General features: G+C 71.3%; 14 protein-coding genes and 1 pseudogene. 4 read left to right on the top strand and 11 right to left on the bottom strand.

The annotated features are described in order from the left end of the window. A partial coding sequence (locus ABT367_RS30040) for a LysR family transcriptional regulator (RefSeq protein WP_352256407.1) occupies positions 1–637 on the bottom strand: 637 nt, incomplete at its 3' end. Between the two features lie 129 nt (positions 638–766). Between ABT367_RS30040 and ABT367_RS30035 the strand changes: the two are divergent. Next, a pseudogene (locus ABT367_RS30035) lies at positions 767–1,133 on the top strand (YybH family protein). 201 nt (positions 1,134–1,334) lie between these two features. Here ABT367_RS30035 and ABT367_RS30030 read toward each other — a convergent pair. From ABT367_RS30030 to ABT367_RS30005, 6 genes are all read right to left on the bottom strand, one after another. Beyond that, positions 1,335–1,883: a tellurite resistance TerB family protein gene (locus ABT367_RS30030; RefSeq protein ID WP_352256406.1), complete on the bottom strand. Its 549-nt coding sequence runs from the start codon at positions 1,881–1,883 to the stop codon at positions 1,335–1,337. A 161-nt stretch (positions 1,884–2,044) separates the two neighbouring features. After that, positions 2,045–2,737 (bottom strand): GTP-binding protein, encoded by a 693-nt coding sequence (locus ABT367_RS30025; protein WP_352256405.1) that lies wholly within the window; start codon positions 2,735–2,737, stop codon positions 2,045–2,047. Next, positions 2,718–3,086, bottom strand: a complete 369-nt coding sequence (locus tag ABT367_RS30020) for a DUF742 domain-containing protein (protein ID WP_352256404.1) — start codon at positions 3,084–3,086, stop codon at positions 2,718–2,720. Before ABT367_RS30020 ends, ABT367_RS30025 begins: the two co-directional genes overlap by 20 nt. Continuing rightward, on the bottom strand, positions 3,083–3,496 hold the full coding sequence (locus tag ABT367_RS30015; RefSeq protein WP_352256403.1) for a roadblock/LC7 domain-containing protein: 414 nt from the start codon (positions 3,494–3,496) through the stop codon (positions 3,083–3,085). The genes ABT367_RS30020 and ABT367_RS30015 overlap by 4 nt, the downstream gene beginning before the upstream one ends. Then, positions 3,493–5,853 (bottom strand): sensor histidine kinase, encoded by a 2,361-nt coding sequence (locus tag ABT367_RS30010; protein ID WP_352256402.1) that lies wholly within the window; start codon positions 5,851–5,853, stop codon positions 3,493–3,495. The genes ABT367_RS30015 and ABT367_RS30010 overlap by 4 nt, the downstream gene beginning before the upstream one ends. A 77-nt stretch (positions 5,854–5,930) precedes the next feature. Continuing rightward, positions 5,931–6,707, bottom strand: coding sequence for an MHYT domain-containing protein (locus ABT367_RS30005; protein WP_352256401.1), 777 nt, complete (start codon positions 6,705–6,707; stop codon positions 5,931–5,933). A gap of 451 nt (positions 6,708–7,158) precedes the next feature. Between ABT367_RS30005 and ABT367_RS30000 the strand changes: the two genes are divergently transcribed. Continuing rightward, complete coding sequence (locus tag ABT367_RS30000; RefSeq protein ID WP_352256400.1) at positions 7,159–7,797, top strand: GntR family transcriptional regulator; 639 nt, start codon at positions 7,159–7,161, stop codon at positions 7,795–7,797. A gap of 25 nt (positions 7,798–7,822) precedes the next feature. On the opposite strand, the gene ABT367_RS29995 is transcribed toward ABT367_RS30000, so the two are convergent. Next, positions 7,823–8,479, bottom strand: a complete 657-nt coding sequence (locus ABT367_RS29995) for a response regulator transcription factor (protein ID WP_352256399.1) — start codon at positions 8,477–8,479, stop codon at positions 7,823–7,825. Beyond that, entirely contained in the window at positions 8,476–9,651 is a 1,176-nt protein-coding gene (locus ABT367_RS29990; RefSeq protein WP_352256398.1) for a sensor histidine kinase, read from the bottom strand. The genes ABT367_RS29995 and ABT367_RS29990 overlap by 4 nt, the downstream gene beginning before the upstream one ends. Positions 9,652–9,763: 112 nt before the next feature. Between ABT367_RS29990 and ABT367_RS29985 the strand changes: the two genes are divergently transcribed. Continuing rightward, on the top strand, positions 9,764–10,402 hold the full coding sequence (locus ABT367_RS29985; protein ID WP_352256397.1) for a response regulator transcription factor: 639 nt from the start codon (positions 9,764–9,766) through the stop codon (positions 10,400–10,402). Positions 10,403–10,722: 320 nt separating this feature from the next. On the opposite strand, the gene ABT367_RS29980 is transcribed toward ABT367_RS29985, so the two are convergent. Both ABT367_RS29980 and ABT367_RS29975 read right to left on the bottom strand, forming a co-directional pair. Continuing rightward, the gene (locus ABT367_RS29980; protein ID WP_352256396.1) at positions 10,723–12,882 is read right to left on the bottom strand and encodes a ThuA domain-containing protein; all 2,160 of its coding nucleotides are present in this window, start codon (positions 12,880–12,882) and stop codon (positions 10,723–10,725) included. A 2-nt stretch (positions 12,883–12,884) separates the two neighbouring features. Next, the gene (locus tag ABT367_RS29975) at positions 12,885–15,338 is read right to left on the bottom strand and encodes a PQQ-dependent sugar dehydrogenase (protein ID WP_352256395.1); all 2,454 of its coding nucleotides are present in this window, start codon (positions 15,336–15,338) and stop codon (positions 12,885–12,887) included. A 394-nt stretch (positions 15,339–15,732) separates the two neighbouring features. Between ABT367_RS29975 and ABT367_RS29970 the strand changes: the two genes are divergently transcribed. Beyond that, positions 15,733–16,527, top strand: a complete 795-nt coding sequence (locus tag ABT367_RS29970) for an SDR family NAD(P)-dependent oxidoreductase (RefSeq protein ID WP_352256394.1) — start codon at positions 15,733–15,735, stop codon at positions 16,525–16,527. Positions 16,528–16,555 lie beyond the last annotated feature (28 nt).

Raw genomic sequence — 16,555 nt, 5'->3', positions numbered from 1 at the left:
ACCGGGCTGCGCGCGGTGCTCGAGCAGGCGTGTGCGGCCCGGTGCCGCGCGGCATGCATACGATCGGGTGCGCCATCAGATCGCGCAGCAGGACGCGCCGCCGCTTCGCCAGGGGGTGCCCGGCAGGAACCGCCACGACGAGCCGTTCGCTGATGAGGGTCAGCGCGTCGAGATCCGCGGGGGCGGCGTCCGCGGCCCCGATGAGCGCCAGGTCGATCGTGCCGCTCCGGACGCCTTCGACGAGGCGGGCCGAGTTGTCCTCCAGGAGCGCGATCTCCACACCGGGATGTGCCGTGTGGAATGCGGCGAGGGCGTCGAACAACGGCGTGAGGGTGCAGCCGACCACCATGCCGACGGTGAGCCGCCCCCGGATGAGCCCGGCCACTTCGCCCACCGACTCGCTCACGGCTTCGGCCGCGGCGAGTGCGGCGCGGGCGTATTCCAGTGCGGCCTTCCCCGCGACGGTGAGCGTGACGGTGCGGCCCGAGCGGTCGAACAACTCGGCGCCGACTTCCCGTTCCAGCTGACGGATCTGGGCGCTCACACCGGACTGGCTGATGTGCACACGCTCGGCCGCGCGCGTGAAGTTCTGCTCCTCGGCGACCGCGACGAAGTACTCCAGCTGCCTCAGTTCCATGACTGCGGATTCTAGTGCGCAGAAGAACCATCTGTTGGACTTCTGGCGGGAGGCTTGCGGACACTGGAGGAGCACTGCCGGAGCGGCAGCCCGGCGCCCGCCCACGCAAGCCAATGCCAGGAGGTACCCATGTCGGAGTACGAGAAGGCCATGCGGCCCGAGGACATCACCCGGCTGTTCGTCGAGCGGTCCAACGCCGGTGACGCCGACGGGGTCGCCGCGCTGTACGACGAGAACGCGGTGCTCGCCTACCCGCCCGGCCAGGTGACGGTGGGCCGGGACGCGATCCGTGAGCTCTGGGCGAAGGTGCTGGCGAACCGCCCCCCGCTTCGAGGCGGAGCAGCCGCTGCCCACGCTCATCAACGGTGATATCGCCCTCACCTCGACCCCGCCGAAGGACGGCGCGGGCGCGCGGGCCCAGGTCGTCAGGCGCCAGCCCGACGGCAGCTGGCTGCGGGTGCTGGACCAGCCCGAGTTCGTGCCCCCGGCGCGCTGAACGGCATACGCACGCGGAGCGAAGCTGAACGGCATACGCACGCGGAGCGAAGCTGAACGACACGCGCACACGGAGCGAAGCTGAACGACACACACACGGAGCGAAGCTGCCCCGACGCCTGAACGCGGCGTCGCCGCCCGGTCCTTGATCAGCACACGACCAAGGACCGGGCGGCGACGTCAATCCCGGCCGGAGCCAGGTTCAGAGGCCGAACTGCTGCGGGTTCACGCCCAGCGCCGCGCACGCCTCCCGGAGCACCTGCTCCTCGGCCGGGGCGATGTAGCCGTCCGCGCCGGCGACGACGAACCCGGTCTGCACGACCGCCTGCGCCTCTGCCGGCTTCTTGGCGGCCTTGGCGATCTCCTGCATGACCGCGGTCCTGCCCTGCTGGAAGTTGTACGACAGCTGGTCGACGTGCTTGTTGAACCGCTCGCGCAGCTGCTCGGGCGGGAAATTCTGCAGTACGTCGTTCTGCAGGATCAGCGACTCCACGTGCTGCCGCTCGGCGGGGTCGACCGAGCCGTCGGCCGCCGCGACCAGCGCGCACATGGCCATGGTGGCGTCCCGGAAGGCGCCGCTCTTCAGCTCCGTCTTGAGCGAGCTGAGCTGGGACTTGAGCACACCCACCAGCTGGGCCTTCGATCCGCCGCCCGGCCGTGCGGCAGACCCGCCGTGGCCGGCGGAGCTACGCCCGCCCTGCGCCTGCTGCAGCCCCTTGGCCTGATCCTTGATCCGGTCCCACATCGCCATCCATGCCACCTCGGCTGTCGTTCGTCGATCCGCGTGGATCTCTCTTGCGTCCCAGCCAAACGTTCATGTGGCCCGCAAAGTTCCGCGGCCTGATGCGGAGACCGATGCCGGGCAGGCGGAGCCGTGGGGGATGAGTCCGCCGATTCACCCCCCACGGCGGCTTATCGGGGGCTCCCGGCGTGCTCGACCAAGGCGATCAGGACCTCCTTGCCGGAGGTGCGGTCCCGTGCGTCGCACAGCACCACCGGTGTGCCCGGATCCAGGTCCAGGGCGGCGGTGACGGCCGCCGTGGTGTGGGCGCGCGCCCCGTCGAAGCAGTTGACCGCGATGACGAAGGGCAGGCGCCGGCGCTCGAAGTAGTCGACGGCCGGGAAGCAGTCCTGGAGTCTGCGGGTGTCCGCGAGCACCACCGCGCCCAGGGCTCCGTGGGCGAGTTCGTCCCACAGGAACCAGAAGCGGTCCTGGCCCGGCGCCCCGAACAGATACAGCGCCAGGTCGTCGCCGAGGGTGATGCGGCCGAAGTCCAGCGCGACGGTGGTGGTGGTCTTGGCGGCGGTGCCGTCGAGACGGTCCACCGGCAGGCTCGCCTCGGTCAGTACCTCTTCTGTGCTCAACGGGCGGATCTCGCTGACCGCGCCGATCAGCGTCGTCTTGCCGACCCCGAAGCCGCCGGCCACCAGAATCTTCAGCGCCGTGAAGCCGGCCGTGAAGTCGGCAGACGTGCCGGCAGCGATGCCGGCCGTGCAGTCGGCAGACGTGCCGCCAGTGACGCCGGCCGTGCAGTCGGCAGCGGAATCGGCCGTGGAGTCGTCCGGAGCCGAGTCCGGCAAGGCGTCAGAGCGCGCGGAGTCCATCGATCACTCTCCTGAGCAGATGAGGGTCGGGCAGGCCGGCCGGCTGCACCTGCGGGCCCACGCTGAGCAGGCCGGCGGTGAGCAGGTCGTCGAGCAGGACGCGGACCACACCGAGCGGCAGTCCGGCGTCGGACGCGAGATCGGCCACGGTGCGCGGGCGTGCGCACAGCAGGTGCAACTCCCGCTGCTCCGGCGGCAGCGGCGGGCCGTGGCCAGGTGGTGGCACCGCCCGCACCACGGTCATCAGGTCGAACCTGCCGCTCGCGCGGGCCCGGCCGCCGGTCACGGCGTACAGCCGCACCAGGGGCCCCGCCTCGTCGTCGAACCACAGCGGCACGGAGTCGTTCACGTGGCTCCCGAACTGCCGCGGACGCCGGTCCCGAGATGCTCGCCGACGCGCTGGACGAGCCGGGCCATCTCGTACGCCACCAGCCCTATGTCCGCGGCGGCGGTGGCGAACACCGCGAGGCAGGAGGACTGGCCGGCCGACACGACGAACAGGAAACCCTCCCCCAGCTCGACGACGGTCTGCACGACGGGACCGGCCTCGAAGTGGTGGCCCGCGCCCTTGGCGAGGCTGTGGAACCCGGAGGCGATGGCGGCGAAACGCTCCGCGTCCTCGCGTAGGACCCCTGAGGACACGGCCATGGCAAGCCCGTCCGATGAGAGCACCAGGGCCTCGCGGATCTCGGGTACCCGCTTGGTCAACTCATCCATGAGCCAGGTGAGTTCACCGCTGGAGGGGGTGGCGCCGGTCATCGGTTGTCTTCTCCTCGGGACGGGGACGGGCTGGGGGGCGGGGACGGCCTGTGGGTTGGGGACGGCCTGCGCGTCGGGGGCGGACTGCCGTCGCCCGGCGGGGTCGCACGGCCGCGCTGCCAGCCGCTGCGCAGGGCGGACATCGTGGCGCGGGCCTGATCCGGCGTCCGCGGCGGCGGGGCGCCGACGGGTGCCGGCCGGGGTTCGGCGGGCCCCTCACGCAGGGGTGCGGCCATATGTGTCTGGCGTACGCGACGGGGGAGAACAGCAGGATCTGCAGGGGGAGTTGCGTCGGGCGTCGGCCCTCCGATCGGTCCGCTGGCTGCCTCGGTGAGCGGCGTGAGGATGAGGGTCGGAGCGTCCGGGGGCGGATCATGCGGTGGTACGGCGGGCGCCGAGCGGCGGCGGGGCAGTCCCGTGTCGGCCGCTCGGCGTCTCGCGGGTACGGGCGCGGTCACCAGGTCTTCGGGAAGCAGGGCGATCGCGCAGACCCCTCCGTAGACCGAGGCGCGCAGGGTGACGCGGATGTTCTGCCGGTGGGCGAGCCGGTTGACCACGAACAGGCCGAGGCGTTCGCTGTCGAGCAGGTCGACCCGGGCGGCGTCCTCGATCCGGCGGTTGGCCTCGGCGAGCGCCTCCTGCTTCATGCCGAGTCCGCGGTCCTCGATCTCCAGCGCCACTCCGGAGCCGACGCGGTCGGCGCGTACGGTGACCTTGGTGTGCGGAGGCGAGAACGACGTGGCGTTCTCGACGAGTTCGGCCACCAGGTGGACGACGTCCGCGACCGCTGACCCGGGCACGCGCACATCCGGGACCTCGCCGGTCTCCACGCGGGCGAAGTCCTCGACCTCCGCGACCGCAGACCGTACGACATCGAGCAGCGGCACGGGTTGCCGCCAGCCGCGCCCGGGCGTCGAGCCGGACAGGATGATCAGGCTCTCGGCGTGCCGCCGCATCCGGGTGGTCAGATGGTCGATACGGAACAGGTCCTCCAGGTCCTCGGGACTCTCCACACGCCGTTCCATCTCGTCGAGCAGACCGAGTTGGCGGTGCAGCAGCACCTGGCTGCGCCGGGCGAGACCGACGTACACGTCGGCGATCCGCGCGAGGACCTCGGCGCGCCGGGCGGATGAGCGCAGGGCGGCCCGTTCGACGGCGACGAGGGCGGCGCCGATCTGCGAGACCTCGTCCTCGCCGGGTGTACGTGCGGGGGCGAGCGTGTCGATGTCGACCTCCTCGCCCTGGTGCAACCTCCGCATGGCGGAGGGGAGTTCGCGCCGCGCCAGATCCAGCGCCTCGTCGCGCAGGCCGACGAGCTCGACGACGAGGGAGCGGCCGACACCGGCGGAGATCAGCAGCGAGAGCAGTACCGCGAAGAGACCGAGGGCGACGGCGACCCCTGCTCCGCCGAGTTCGTCGAAGGAGTACGGGTCGTGCTCCGCGGCAGGCCGGGTCAGGGCGTCCGCCCCTGCCGCATGCAGGCCGTCGAGGACGGTCCGAGCAGGGCGCTCCCAGGTCGTGGCCGTCGTCGCTGTCGCGGTGGTCGGTGCGCGGCCCGGCCCCGCGGCCCGTACCGCGTCCTCCGCGGCGGTCAGCGCGCGGTAGGCGTCACCTGACAGGACGGCCCGATAGGCGCGCGCATCGCGGGGGTTGAGGTCCGCGAGCGCCGAGCGCATCAGCTCACGACGGGCGATGACCGTGCCGGTGAACTCCTCGTGGGCGGTGCGCGGCATCCGGCCGCCCGCGCCTGCGGCACCGAACAGCGTGTCCTCGCGAGCGAGCAGCTCGCCCGCACGGGCCAGATCGTGCAGGGCGCGTGCCTCCGAGGCTCCCGGGGGCGCATGGACGGTACGGATCCGGGTGAGCGCCCCGTCGACGGCGAGCGCGGCGTCGACGAGCGCGGTGTAGCCGCCGTAGGAGCCGATGTCCTGCCGCTTGCGCAGGGCGGGCAGTGCGTCGACGGAGCGCAGCAACCTCTCGATACGGTCCGGGAGTTCGGATCCGAAGTCGCCGGAGTCGGTCGTGCCCTCGTTGATCCCGTCGCGCAGGGCCCTGCTCGCCTGGTCGGTGAGACGTTGCGCCGACCGCAGGTGCCTTTCGTGTGCCGCGTCGGGATCGGCGGCATAGCGGCCCGTCGTGGAGCGTTCGTACTGCACCGCCGCGACGAAGTGACCGACGGGTTCGAGAAGTGTGGTGGCGGCCTCGTCGAGCCGGCCCCGGTCGGAGATCTCGCGTGCGGTGGAGACCGTGGCCTGTGCCCACAGCGCCATCAGGGAGATCACAGGGACCATCAGCAGACAGATGATCTTCGCTCGTACGGACTTGGGGCGTATCCGCCTCAGTGCGCGCAGGCGCATGGGTGCCTCGATCGACGGTTCGGTGGTGTGCGGGGGGAAACGGCCCGGTGGCTGGGAGCCCGCGGGCGCCGGGACGCTCAGAGGGTGGGGAGTTCCACGTCGTCCATCGGCTCGACGAACGCGGGCCGCCGGCGCGCGGCGGGGGAGAGGGCCACGAACGCCGAGGTGAGGAAGAGGAAGGAGCCAAGCGCCACGGCCAGCGGGAAGATGAACTCCATCGCTGTGGCGCCGGGCAACGCAGCGTGGCCCGGGGAGAGTTCGACGCCGACGGAGACCATGCCCGTGTAGTGCATGCTGCTCACCGCCGCGCCCATCACGGCAGAGGCGAGCATCGTGCCCGTCACGCCGCGCACCGTGAGCGCGGCCCACAAGGCGGCGGTGGCGGTGATGACGGCGATGACCACCGAGACGCAGACCAGCGTGATGTCGTAGACGATCTCTCCGTGCAGCCGCAGTGCCGCCATGCCCAGATAGTGCATGGCCGCGACGCCGAGTCCGGTGCCGAGGCCGCCCGCGAGCAGCGGCCAGCGGCGGACCTGGCCGAACAGGCCGACGGTGAACAGGCCCGCCCCGACCACGAGCACGGCGATCAGCAGACTGAGCAGGGTGAGCGGTACGTCGTAGCGGATGGCGCTGCCGTCCACGGCGAAGCCCAGCATCGCGATGAAGTGCATCGTCCAGATCCCCGAGCCGATCGCCACGGCCGCGGTGAGCAGCCAGTTGCGCCGCGTGGCGCCCTCGGCCGCCAGGGCCCGCACCGTGCAGCGCAGCCCGAGTGCGGCGCCTGCGGTAGCCATGGCGTAGGCGACGACGGGTGATATCCAGCCGGCGCCGAAATGCTCGAGGTGGCCCACGCTTTCCCTTTCCTGGTCGTGCAGGCGCCGGGGGCCCGGCGCGGCGGCGAGGAAGTTAGCACGCGTAAATGCCTGGGAATCCAAGGCCGTTCAGGTGCCGGAAGCGAATCTTCTTGACTGTGCGCTTAGTTACTTGTGCGTCTGGTGATGCCGGGGATTCCGGCGGGACGCGTTCGGCCGGAATGCCCGGGCGTGGGGGCGGCAGGCTGCGCGGAGAGAGCTGAGATGTGCGCCTGCGTCGCGCAGTGCGGCATCCGAGAGATCCGTGCAGGCGTGGTCGGTACAAACCCGGCACTCGAGGACTTCCGGTCCGCCCCGCGCCTGCCCGGCGGTCACCCCCTGACTTTCGTCAGGTGTGCCCCCTTCCGCGGGCAGCACGTGCCCCCTTGCTCCCCTTTCAGACTCGAAAGGACTCACTTATCGGTAAACGAGCTCCCGAGGAACGACCGCGATGACTCCCGCACTGCCTCGCTACCTCGAAGTCGCGGACAAGATCCTGGGTCTGATCGAGGAACAGCAGGGCGGGTGCGACCTCAGGCTGCCCCCCGAGCGCGACCTCGCGGAGGAGTACGGCGTGCACCGCGAGACCGTGCGGCGGGCGCTGCGCCACCTGCGGGCCCGGCGCAGGGTCTACGGCGATCACGACGGCACATACGCCTACGCACAGTTCGTCCGGCCGGGTGCGAGCGCCGCCGGACTGCTGGGTATGGCGGTGTCGTGCCGGCTGCGGTACGAAGCGCCGCCGCCGGACATAGCGAAGCTCTTCCCGTGTGCGCCGGGCGACTCCACCCTGGTCCACCGGCGCACTGTGCACATGGGCGGGGCGCCGCCCGCACCGGTCGCCACGACGTATCTGTCGCCTGTGCTGATCGCGGAGGTGCCCCGGCTGCGTCAGCGGATCCGGCTGATCAACGAGCCGCGGCAGCCCGATCTCCGGGAGATCCACGAGTGGATACTCGAAGCGGGAGTGCGGCCCTCGCGCCATGACACACCCAGCCGGAGCCGGTCGCAGTGGACCCGGCGGCGTGTGGTGGACCAGCACGGGCGGTTGGTGAGCGTCGCGGACCTGTGCCGCGGGGGCGCGGACTGAGGATGCCGGCCCCGCCCCCCGACGCTCAGTCCCGGTCCAGCCCCGCGCGGTACGCAAGCGTCGCGGCCTGCACGCGGCTGTCCGCGTCGAGCTTGGCCAGCACGTTGCTGACGTATCCCTTCACCGTGCCCTCGGTGGTGCCCAGTTCGGCGGCGATGTCCGCGTTCGACAGACCGCGGGCGAGCAGGCGCAGTACGTCGCGCTCCCGCGTGCTGAGCGTGGCCAGGCGGCGCTGCTCCTCGGGAGTGGCCGAGGCGGTCCGCCCCGCGCGCGCGTCCAGCAGGCGCCGGGCCACCGCCGGACCGAGCGTGGCGTTTCCGGCGTGGACCTCGCGGATGGCGCGCAGCAGATCGTCGGGCGGCGTGTCCTTGAGCAGGAACCCGACCGCACCCGTGCGCAGCGCCTCGGCCACCTGGGCATCCTCGTGGAAGGTGGCCAGCACGATCACGCGGGGCGGGCGGGGTGTGCGCAGCAGGTCGCGCAGTGCGGCGAGCCCGTCGACCTGCGGCATACGGATGTCGAGGAGGACCACGTCGGGGCCGAGTTCCCCGGCGAGGGCGACGGCCTGGGCGCCGTCGGCGGCCTCACCGCAGACCTCCATGTCACCGCTGGATTCGATGATCCATGTCAGTCCGCGGCGGGTGATCGCGCTGTCGTCGGCGATCAGTACCCGGATCGTCATGGCGTTCCTGAGGGGTCGTGGGCGGTGGGCGGCCGGTGGTGCGGGATGAACGCCTCCACCAGGTAGCCGCCGTCATGCGGTCCGGTGACCAGCGTGCCGCCGAGCAGGCCCACCCGCTCGGCGAGCCCCGCCAGACCGCGGCCCCCGCTGGGCAGATCGGGCGACGCGGGCCGCGTGGGTGCCGTGTTGAGGACGCGGAGCGCGACCCCGTCCCTGCGGCAGTCCACCTCCACCCGTACGGGCGCCCCGGGCGCGTGCTTGGCGGCATTGGTCAGCGACTCCTGCACCACGCGGTGCAGGGCGCGCCGCATCGGGTACGGCAGCAGCTCGGGGTGGCCGTTGACCGCGAGCTCCGCCGCCTGGCCGTGCGCCCGGGCCCCCTCGATGAGGGGGCGCAGATCGACGTCGGAGTGTTCGAGGCCCGCGGGCCGTTCCCGCCCGGCCGGATCGAGTACGTCCAGGATCTCGCGCAGTTCCTCCAGCGCCTGGCGGCCGTCCCTGCGGATGCGCTCGACGGTCCGGGTGATCTCCGGCCGGTCCGCGGCCGGTCCCACCTGCAGGGCGCCCGCGGCGAGCACGATGTTGCTCACCCGGTGTCCCACCACGTCGTGCATCTCCCGTGCGATGCCCGCGCGTTCATCGGCCCGGGCCCGCTCGGCGAGCAGTTCCTGCTGCCGGCGCAGGTCCGCGAGGTGCTTCTCGGCGGCGGCCACCAGATCACGTCGCACCCCGACCGCGTAGCCGGCCATGAGCGGGCCGATGATCATCGCAAGGGAGTAGGCGGCCTCGCGCACCCCCGCCTCGGGCAGCCCGCCGCGCAGCCCGATCAGACCGACGGCGAAGGCAGCGACGGCGAAGCCCGCCAGCGCACGCAGGCGACGGCGGTACGCGCCGCCGACCGTGAACATGGCGATGGCCAGCGTCACCGGAGTGAAGGCCACCACGTAGGCCGCCATCACCACGGCGGTGACAGCGCCCGGCCAGCGACGACGCCACCAGAGCACGCCGGCGACGGCGGCGGAGACGAGGGCGATCACCGGGGTGGGCAGCCCGGTGAGCAGACCGCTGTAGGGCTTGACCCAGGAGTCGGCGAATCCGATGGTGACCGCCGCCGCCGTCACCACCGCGTCGATACGGCGCGGCGTCCAGCGGGACGGCGAAGGGCCGTGCATGCCGCCAACGTAGATCAGGAGCGTCCCGCAGGGGCCGCCGGGCCGTGCGGTGCTCACCCGTTCGGCCCGTCGCCGCGCAGTGCCCGGCGTCGGCGGGCCGACGATGGGGTGCATGATCACAGTCCTGCTCGCCGACGACGATCCCGCCGCACGGCAGAGCCTGCGGACCATCGTCGACTCCAGCGGTGATCTGCGGGTGGTGGCCGAGGCCTGGGACGGGCGTTCCGCGATCGACCAGGCGCGGGTGCTGCTGCCCGACCTCGTGCTCATGGACATCCGGATGCCGGGCACCGACGGCATCGCCGCCACGCGGGCCCTGCGTCGTCTGCCCGCGCCGCCCGCGGTCGTGGCGCTGACCGCCTTCGGCGACGACGCGTATGTGGAACAGGCCTTGGCCGCCGGTGCGGTGGGCTTCCTGCTCAAGGACACCCCGCCGGGTGAACTCCTGGGCGCCCTGCGCGATGTGGCGCAGGGCGGTGCGGTGTTCGCTCCCGCCGTCACCGGCAAGGTCATCGACGTGATGACCGGAGACGGTCCGGAGGCGGCTCTGGTGCAGTCGCTGACCGACCGGCAGCTGGACGTGCTGCGGCTGCTAGCCCATGGGCTGTCGAATCAGGAGATCGGCGCCGAACTGGGGATGACGGAAGGCACGGTCAAGGGCCATGTCTCGCAGATCCTGGAGCGCCTGGGCGCCGCCAACCGGGTGGCGGCGGCGCGTATCGCCTATCGCGCCGGGCTGGGCGACCGGTGAACCGTGCGGGTCGCCGTCCGTAGGACGACCGGGGGTGACTTTCGACAGGTGCGGCCCGCCGGACGACAGCAGGCCGCCCCGACGAGCCCGCCGAAACTGGAAGGGCACCGCACGGCGCCTTGCTCCCCGCAAGTGCCCGTCGTGCGGCGCCCGGCTCACCCGCTGTGCGTTTCTGCCCCAGAAGCACACGGGTGGCGCTCCCGGGTACCCCGTGTCCCCCGTGCCGGAAGCCCGGGACAGCGACGGCGCCCGCACCCCGTTCGGTGCGGGCGCCGTGCCTTCCAGCACGAGAGCCTCGCTTACGCGCGGTGGACCGGGCCCTAGCGGCGAGACCCCTCGAACCGGCCCGCCCAGTAGGCCGTACGGTCCAGATACGCCGTCTCCGCCGCCTCGCCCGTCTTCCCGTACGCCCCGTCGAAGGTCAGGTAACCGTGGCCGCCCGGCGGTGAGCTGTCCGCGGGCTCGATGGAACTGCCCTCGTGCCACTCGTTGAACGAGGTCACGGACACCCACGCCGGGGAGCCGCCGATCGCCGGGTCCAGGGCGTTGCTCCACTGCTTGTCGTAGGCCGCACCGTCCGCACGGTCCACCGTGGGTGTGGTGTTGCCCGGGACCGCACGGTCGTCCAGGTATCCCGGTGCGACCGACGGCGCCCAGACCAGACCGTTGGCCCGCGCGTAGTCCCCGGCCTGTTTCCAGCCGGGTGCGGTGGCCCCGGCGATCCCGTCGTAGGTGTACAGACCGGAGAAGTGCGCGATCTTCGTGGTGTCGGTGGTCTGCGCGAGGACGATGCTGGTGTCCGTCACCGCGTCGAGCGCCGACCAGTCGGTGATCCTCAGGCTCTCGAAGACGTAGAACGCGGACTTCCCGCCGTGCTCCGCCGAGCGGTAGAAGGCCGGATGGCCGCCGTACGTGGCGTTGATGTACTCGATGTCGGCCACCGTGGAGGCCGCCGTCCGGTCCCCGTACGGCTCCAAGTGCCAGGCGACCTTGACGCCTTCCCTCGCGGCCGCGTCGAGGACGCCCTTGGCGAGCTGGTCCTCGTAACCGCCGCGCCCCCACCAGCTGTAGACGATCGCGCCGGCCCCGGACTGCTTCACCCACCGCATGTGCTGCGCCACGACGGCCGCCATGTCGCCGGAGTCGTACGGGCCGAGCGCCGGGTAGAAGTCGGCGCCGATGTCCTCGGGCGGGGTGTGGCCGCCCTGGGGCCAGTGCCGCCAACTGCCGTGCACCGCCGGGCTTCCGTACCAGGGGTAGTAGAAGAGATGCACGTTCTGCGACCCGGCCTCGGTGGACGGTTCGGAGGTCAGCGCGAAGGTGTCGAGGTCGAAGAGCGCGCCCGAGCCGCCCGTGAACCGCAGGACGAGTGGTCCGGATCCCGAGCCGCTCAGCTCCGTGGTCACCGTCGTGAACGTCTCCCAGCCGCCGGTCACCGGTACCTGTACCGACCCGAGCAGCGTCCCGTCGGGTGTCCCGGAGCGGATTTCGACGGTGCCGCCCGCCCCGGCCGAGGACACCTTCGCGGTGAAGTTGCGCGCGCCCACGGTGGACACGGTCGCGTACGCGGCCCAGTCACCGTTGTCGATGTAACCGAGCGTGTGGCCTCCGCCGGCCGGCGGATGCGCCGCGATCTGTACGCCGGAGCCCGACGTGAACGACTCGGCCTCCACGGTCGCCGCGCCCGTCCTGGGCGAGCAGTCCGCCGGCGCCTGCCCGGCCGCGTACCGGACCGCGCCGAGCAGCAGGGTGCGGAAGGCGGGGTCGGCGTACGACTCGGCGGTGTGCCCGAGCCCGGTGTAGAAGGAACGCCCCTGGCCCTGTGCGTGGCACCAGGTGATGGGGTGGTCGCCCGCCATCTCCCCGCCGCTGTACGTGGATTCGTCCAGCGACTGCAGGACGCGCACCCCGGCCCGCGGATTGGCGCGGTAGTTGTACCACTCGTCGGTCCGTGACCAGGTGGCGCCCAGGTGCGCGGTCGCCGGGTGGTCGCGGTCCTCGGTGACGACGGTGGCCTGCTGGATCGCGGGATGGCTCTTGAACCACGCACCGACGAGCTGTCCGTAGTACGGCCAGTCGTACTCGGTGTCGGCCGCCGCGTGCACGCCGACGTAACCGCCGCCGGAATCCACATACGCCTGAAGGGCGTTCTGCTGTGGGTCGGTGAGGACGTCGCCCGTGGTGTTGAGGAAGACCACGGCCTCGTATCCGGAAAGGCTCTGCTCGGAGAAGACCGAGGAGTCCTCGGTGGCCGTGACGGTGAACTCGCTCTCCTGTCCGAGCGTGCGGAGAGCGTCGATGCCGGCCGGGATCGCGTCGTGCCGGAACCCGGCCGTCTCGGAGAAGACCAGGACCTCGAAGGGCGCGGCGGCGGCCGAGGGGCCGGGCGCGGCCGAGGACACGGGTGCGATCAGCGTCGCGGCGAGCGCGAGCACCAGGGCGGCGGGCCCGCGCCGCAGACGTTGCCGGAGGTTCCTCATCGTCAACGTCCCTTCTTCGCGGGGGTGGTGGTGCCGAGGGTGAAGGCGTCGACGTCGAAGAGGTTGCCCTGACCGGTCGGGCCCTTGAAGACCAGCACCAGGTCCGTGGCGCCCGAGGGGGCTCCGGACAGGTTCGTCGACACGTTCTGGAAGTTCTCCCAGCCGCCGGTCACCGGCACGTTCACCGAGCCGAGCAGTGTCCCGGTCGGTGAGCCGGTGCGGATCTCGAGGGTGCCGCCCGCGCCGCCGGAGGAGATCCGGGCGGTGAAGGAGGTGGCGTTGCCCAGGGCGTACGGCTTGCAGGAGATCCAGTCGCCGTCGTCCGTGAATCCGACCGTGCTGCCGCCCTCGGCCGGTCCGTGCGCGGCGAGTTGGATGCCGGACTGGGCGGAGAAGTGCTCGGCCTGCCGGTGGCGCGGCTGCAGGACGCGCTTGCTGTGCGTGGTCAGGCCCGCGGTGTCGGTGTACTCGGCGTCGAAGACGCCGTACAGGTTCGCCGCGCTGTCGTGCTCGCCATCGGCGGGCACGGTGATCGTGCCGGTGCAGCCGTTCTCCGAGGTGATCGCATGCTCATGGCTGTCGTGCCCGAGCAGATAGGTGACCTCGACCTTCGCGCAGTCGATCGCACCGTCCTCCGGATCGCTCACCGCCACCTCGAACGGAACGGTGTCACCGAAGGAGAAGAGCTGACCGTCCAGAGGCTTGTTCAGGGTGACGGTGGGCGCCGTGTTGCCCGCAGTGATCACCAGACTGGAGGAGCCGGTGAGGCCCTCGGGATCCTTCACGGTGAGCGTCGGGCGGTACGTGCCCTGCGTGGTGTACGTATGCGAGGGATTGGCCTCGGACGAGGTGGAACCGTCGCCGAAGTCCCAGTGGTACGTGAGGGGTTGGCCCTCGGGGTCGGAGCTGCCCGCGGACGAGAACGCCACGGCCAGCGGCAGCGCGCCCGAGGTCTTGTCGGCGGCGGCCTTCGCGATCGGGCTGCGGTTGCTGCCCGCCAAGTACTCGATGCGGTACAGCGCCTGGTTGTTGGAGCCCGTTCCGTAGTCGAGGACGTACAGCGCGCCGTCGGGTCCGAAGTCGCTGTCGATGATCTGGGTGCCGGTCCAGGGGAAGTCCTCGATCACGCCGGGTGAGCCGTCGCTCTTCACCTCGATCGCCTTGATCCACTTGCGGCCGTACTCGGTGGCGAAGAACCGGCCGTCGAGGGACTGCGGGAACTTCACGTCCGAGTCCAGCGCCGGGTCGTAGCGGTAGACCTCGCCGCCCATCGGCGACTCGGAGCCGCTGCCGAACTCCGGCGGCGAGCCCTCCCAGCCGTACTTGATCCAACTCGGCTTCGCGGGCGGCAGCTTGGACTGCCCGGTATTGCGGAAGGAGTTGTTGGCCGGCCCGCCCGCGCAGTCGTACTTGGCGCCCGAAGGGCCGCCGGGGAAGGCGAATTCGTTGTACGTCTCGTTGGTGGTGTTCGTGCCGGTGCAGTACGGCCACCCGTAGTTGCCAGGTCCGGTGACCCGGTCGAACTCGACCTGGCCGCCCGGGCCCCGGTTCGCGTCACCGCCGCCCGCGTCGGGACCGTAGTCGCCGAGGTAGACGATGCCGGTCGCCTGGTCGACGTTCATACGGAACGGATTGCGGAAGCCCATCGCGTAGATCTCGGGCCGTGTGTCGGCCGTACCGGGCGCGAAGAGATTGCCGGAGGGGATCGTGTAGCCGCCGTCGGCGGTCGGCTTGATGCGCAGCAGCTTGCCGCGCAGGTCGTCGGTGTTCGCCGAGGAGCGCTGGGCGTCGAACTGCGGGTTGCGGTCGGTGCGTTCATCGATCGGCGCATAACCGCCGGAGTCGAACGGATTGGTGTCGTCGCCGGTCGTCAGATACAGGTTTCCGGCGGCGTCGAAGTCGATGTCGCCGCCAACGTGGCAGCACTGGCCACGGTCGTTGGCCACTTCGAGCACGACCTTCTCACTGGCCATGTCGAGGGTGTTGTCGGCTTTGAGCGTGAACCGGGAGAGGTTGAGTTGCCCCTTCCACGCCTCGAAGTCGGCCGCGCTGCCGGTCACCGGGGCGTCGCCGGCCGGCGTGTTCAGCTTGGGGGAGTAGTACACGTACACATGGCGGCTCATGGCGAAGTCCGGAGCCGCCGCGATGCCCTGCAGCCCCTCTTCGTCATGCGTGTACACGTCCAGCTTCCCGGCCGTCGTGGTGCTGCCCGCGGCATCGGTGAACCGGATCGTGCCGTCGCGCGCGGTGTGCAGGACCGAGCGGTCCGGCAGCACGGTGAGCGACATGGGCTCGCCCAACTCCGCGCCACCGGTGGCGAGTTGGACCTGCTGATAGTCCGCGGGGGGAATGTCCTGTGCGGCCGAGGAGGCCGGGGCCGACGCGACGGTGACGCCGGCCAGGACGAGGGTGAGTGCGCTGAGCAGTCTCAGCCCCGTACGAGGGCGTGAGGGCATGGGGCATCCTCCTGACGCTTGGGGGTGTGTCAGGCAGGGCGCGCGCCGGCCGCGCTTGCTGCGGGTGTGCCGTGGGGGTGCTGGGGTGTGCCGAAGGCGGTGCTGTGGGCTGTGCCTTGCGGGTGCGGCGACTGTGCGCCTTGCAGGCGATGCGTGAATTGCGTATTCAGTGCGGCTCGTTACGCAGAACTGTGAGCGTCTTGCATGCTGGCGACACCACCCGTCATTTGTCAAGGGCCTGTCAAAAGTGCTGCGTGCACGGAACTGCCGGCAAGGCGGCGGCTCAGGGAGCGCACCCCGTTGCGGCGGGCAAGACTGGGTAGGGGGCCGCCACGCGCCGGCCTCGCTACGCCTGCCGCCACACGCTCACCGACTCGGAGGAGTACCGCTTCCCATGCACATCGATCTGACGGGACGTACGGCACTGGTCACCGGCTCCACGCAGGGCATCGGCGCCGCCATCGCCACCGAACTGGCCCGCGCGGGTGCACGCGTCGGCATCAGCGGCCGGACGAAGGAGCGTGTGGACGAAGCCATCGGGCGGATCCGCGAGGCAGTACCGGACGCCGACCTGGTGCCGGTGGCCGCCGACGTCACGACCGCGGACGGCGCGCGGCAGGTCGAGGACGCGCTCCCGCAGGTGGACATCCTGGTGAACAACCTCGGCATCTTCGGACCGGCCGACCCGCTGGACATCACCGACGACGAGTGGCGGCGCTACTTCGAGGTCAATGTGCTGGCCGCGGTACGCCTCATCCGGCAGTACCTGCCCGGCATGACCGAGCGGGGCTGGGGCCGGATCCAGAACATCGCCAGCGATTCCGCTGTGGTGATCCCCGCGGAGATGATCCATTACGGCATGTCGAAGACGGCGCTGCTCGCGGTCACCCGAGGCTTCGCCAAGCAGGCCGCCGGCTCGGGCGTGACCGTGAACTCGGTGATCGCCGGCCCCACGCACACCGGCGGCGTGGAGGACTTCGTGTACGCGCTGGTGGACCGGAACCTGCCGTGGGACGAGGCCCAGCGCACCTTCATGCGCGAGCACCGCCCGCAGTCGCTGCTGCAGCGCCTGATCGAACCCGAGGAGATCGCCCACATGGTCGTCTACCTCGCCTCGGACCAGGCGAGCGCCACCACCGGGGGCGCGCTGCGGGTGGACGGGGGATACGTGGACTCGATCCTGCCCTGACGGCGGGGAACGGGTTGTGGATCCGCGG

The sequence above is a fragment of the Streptomyces mesophilus genome (assembly GCF_040300965.1).
GTDB classification, from domain to species: Bacteria; Actinomycetota; Actinomycetes; order Streptomycetales; family Streptomycetaceae; genus Streptomyces; species Streptomyces mesophilus_A.
This window is presented reverse-complemented; position numbering and strand designations above follow the sequence as displayed.

Coding starts and splice junctions, on each gene's coding strand:
- ABT367_RS29975 (WP_352256395.1), bottom strand. CDS start 15,338: ATGCCCTCACGCCCTCGTACGGGGCTGAGACTGCTCAGCGCACTCACC.
- ABT367_RS29985 (WP_352256397.1), top strand. CDS start 9,764: ATGATCACAGTCCTGCTCGCCGACGACGATCCCGCCGCACGGCAGAGC.
- ABT367_RS30030 (WP_352256406.1), bottom strand. CDS start 1,883: ATGGCGATGTGGGACCGGATCAAGGATCAGGCCAAGGGGCTGCAGCAG.
- ABT367_RS30000 (WP_352256400.1), top strand. CDS start 7,159: ATGACTCCCGCACTGCCTCGCTACCTCGAAGTCGCGGACAAGATCCTG.
- ABT367_RS29970 (WP_352256394.1), top strand. CDS start 15,733: ATGCACATCGATCTGACGGGACGTACGGCACTGGTCACCGGCTCCACG.
- ABT367_RS29995 (WP_352256399.1), bottom strand. CDS start 8,479: ATGACGATCCGGGTACTGATCGCCGACGACAGCGCGATCACCCGCCGC.
- ABT367_RS29990 (WP_352256398.1), bottom strand. CDS start 9,651: ATGCACGGCCCTTCGCCGTCCCGCTGGACGCCGCGCCGTATCGACGCG.
- ABT367_RS29980 (WP_352256396.1), bottom strand. CDS start 12,882: ATGAGGAACCTCCGGCAACGTCTGCGGCGCGGGCCCGCCGCCCTGGTG.
- ABT367_RS30010 (WP_352256402.1), bottom strand. CDS start 5,853: ATGCGCCTGCGCGCACTGAGGCGGATACGCCCCAAGTCCGTACGAGCG.
- ABT367_RS30025 (WP_352256405.1), bottom strand. CDS start 2,737: ATGGACTCCGCGCGCTCTGACGCCTTGCCGGACTCGGCTCCGGACGAC.
- ABT367_RS30015 (WP_352256403.1), bottom strand. CDS start 3,496: ATGACCGGCGCCACCCCCTCCAGCGGTGAACTCACCTGGCTCATGGAT.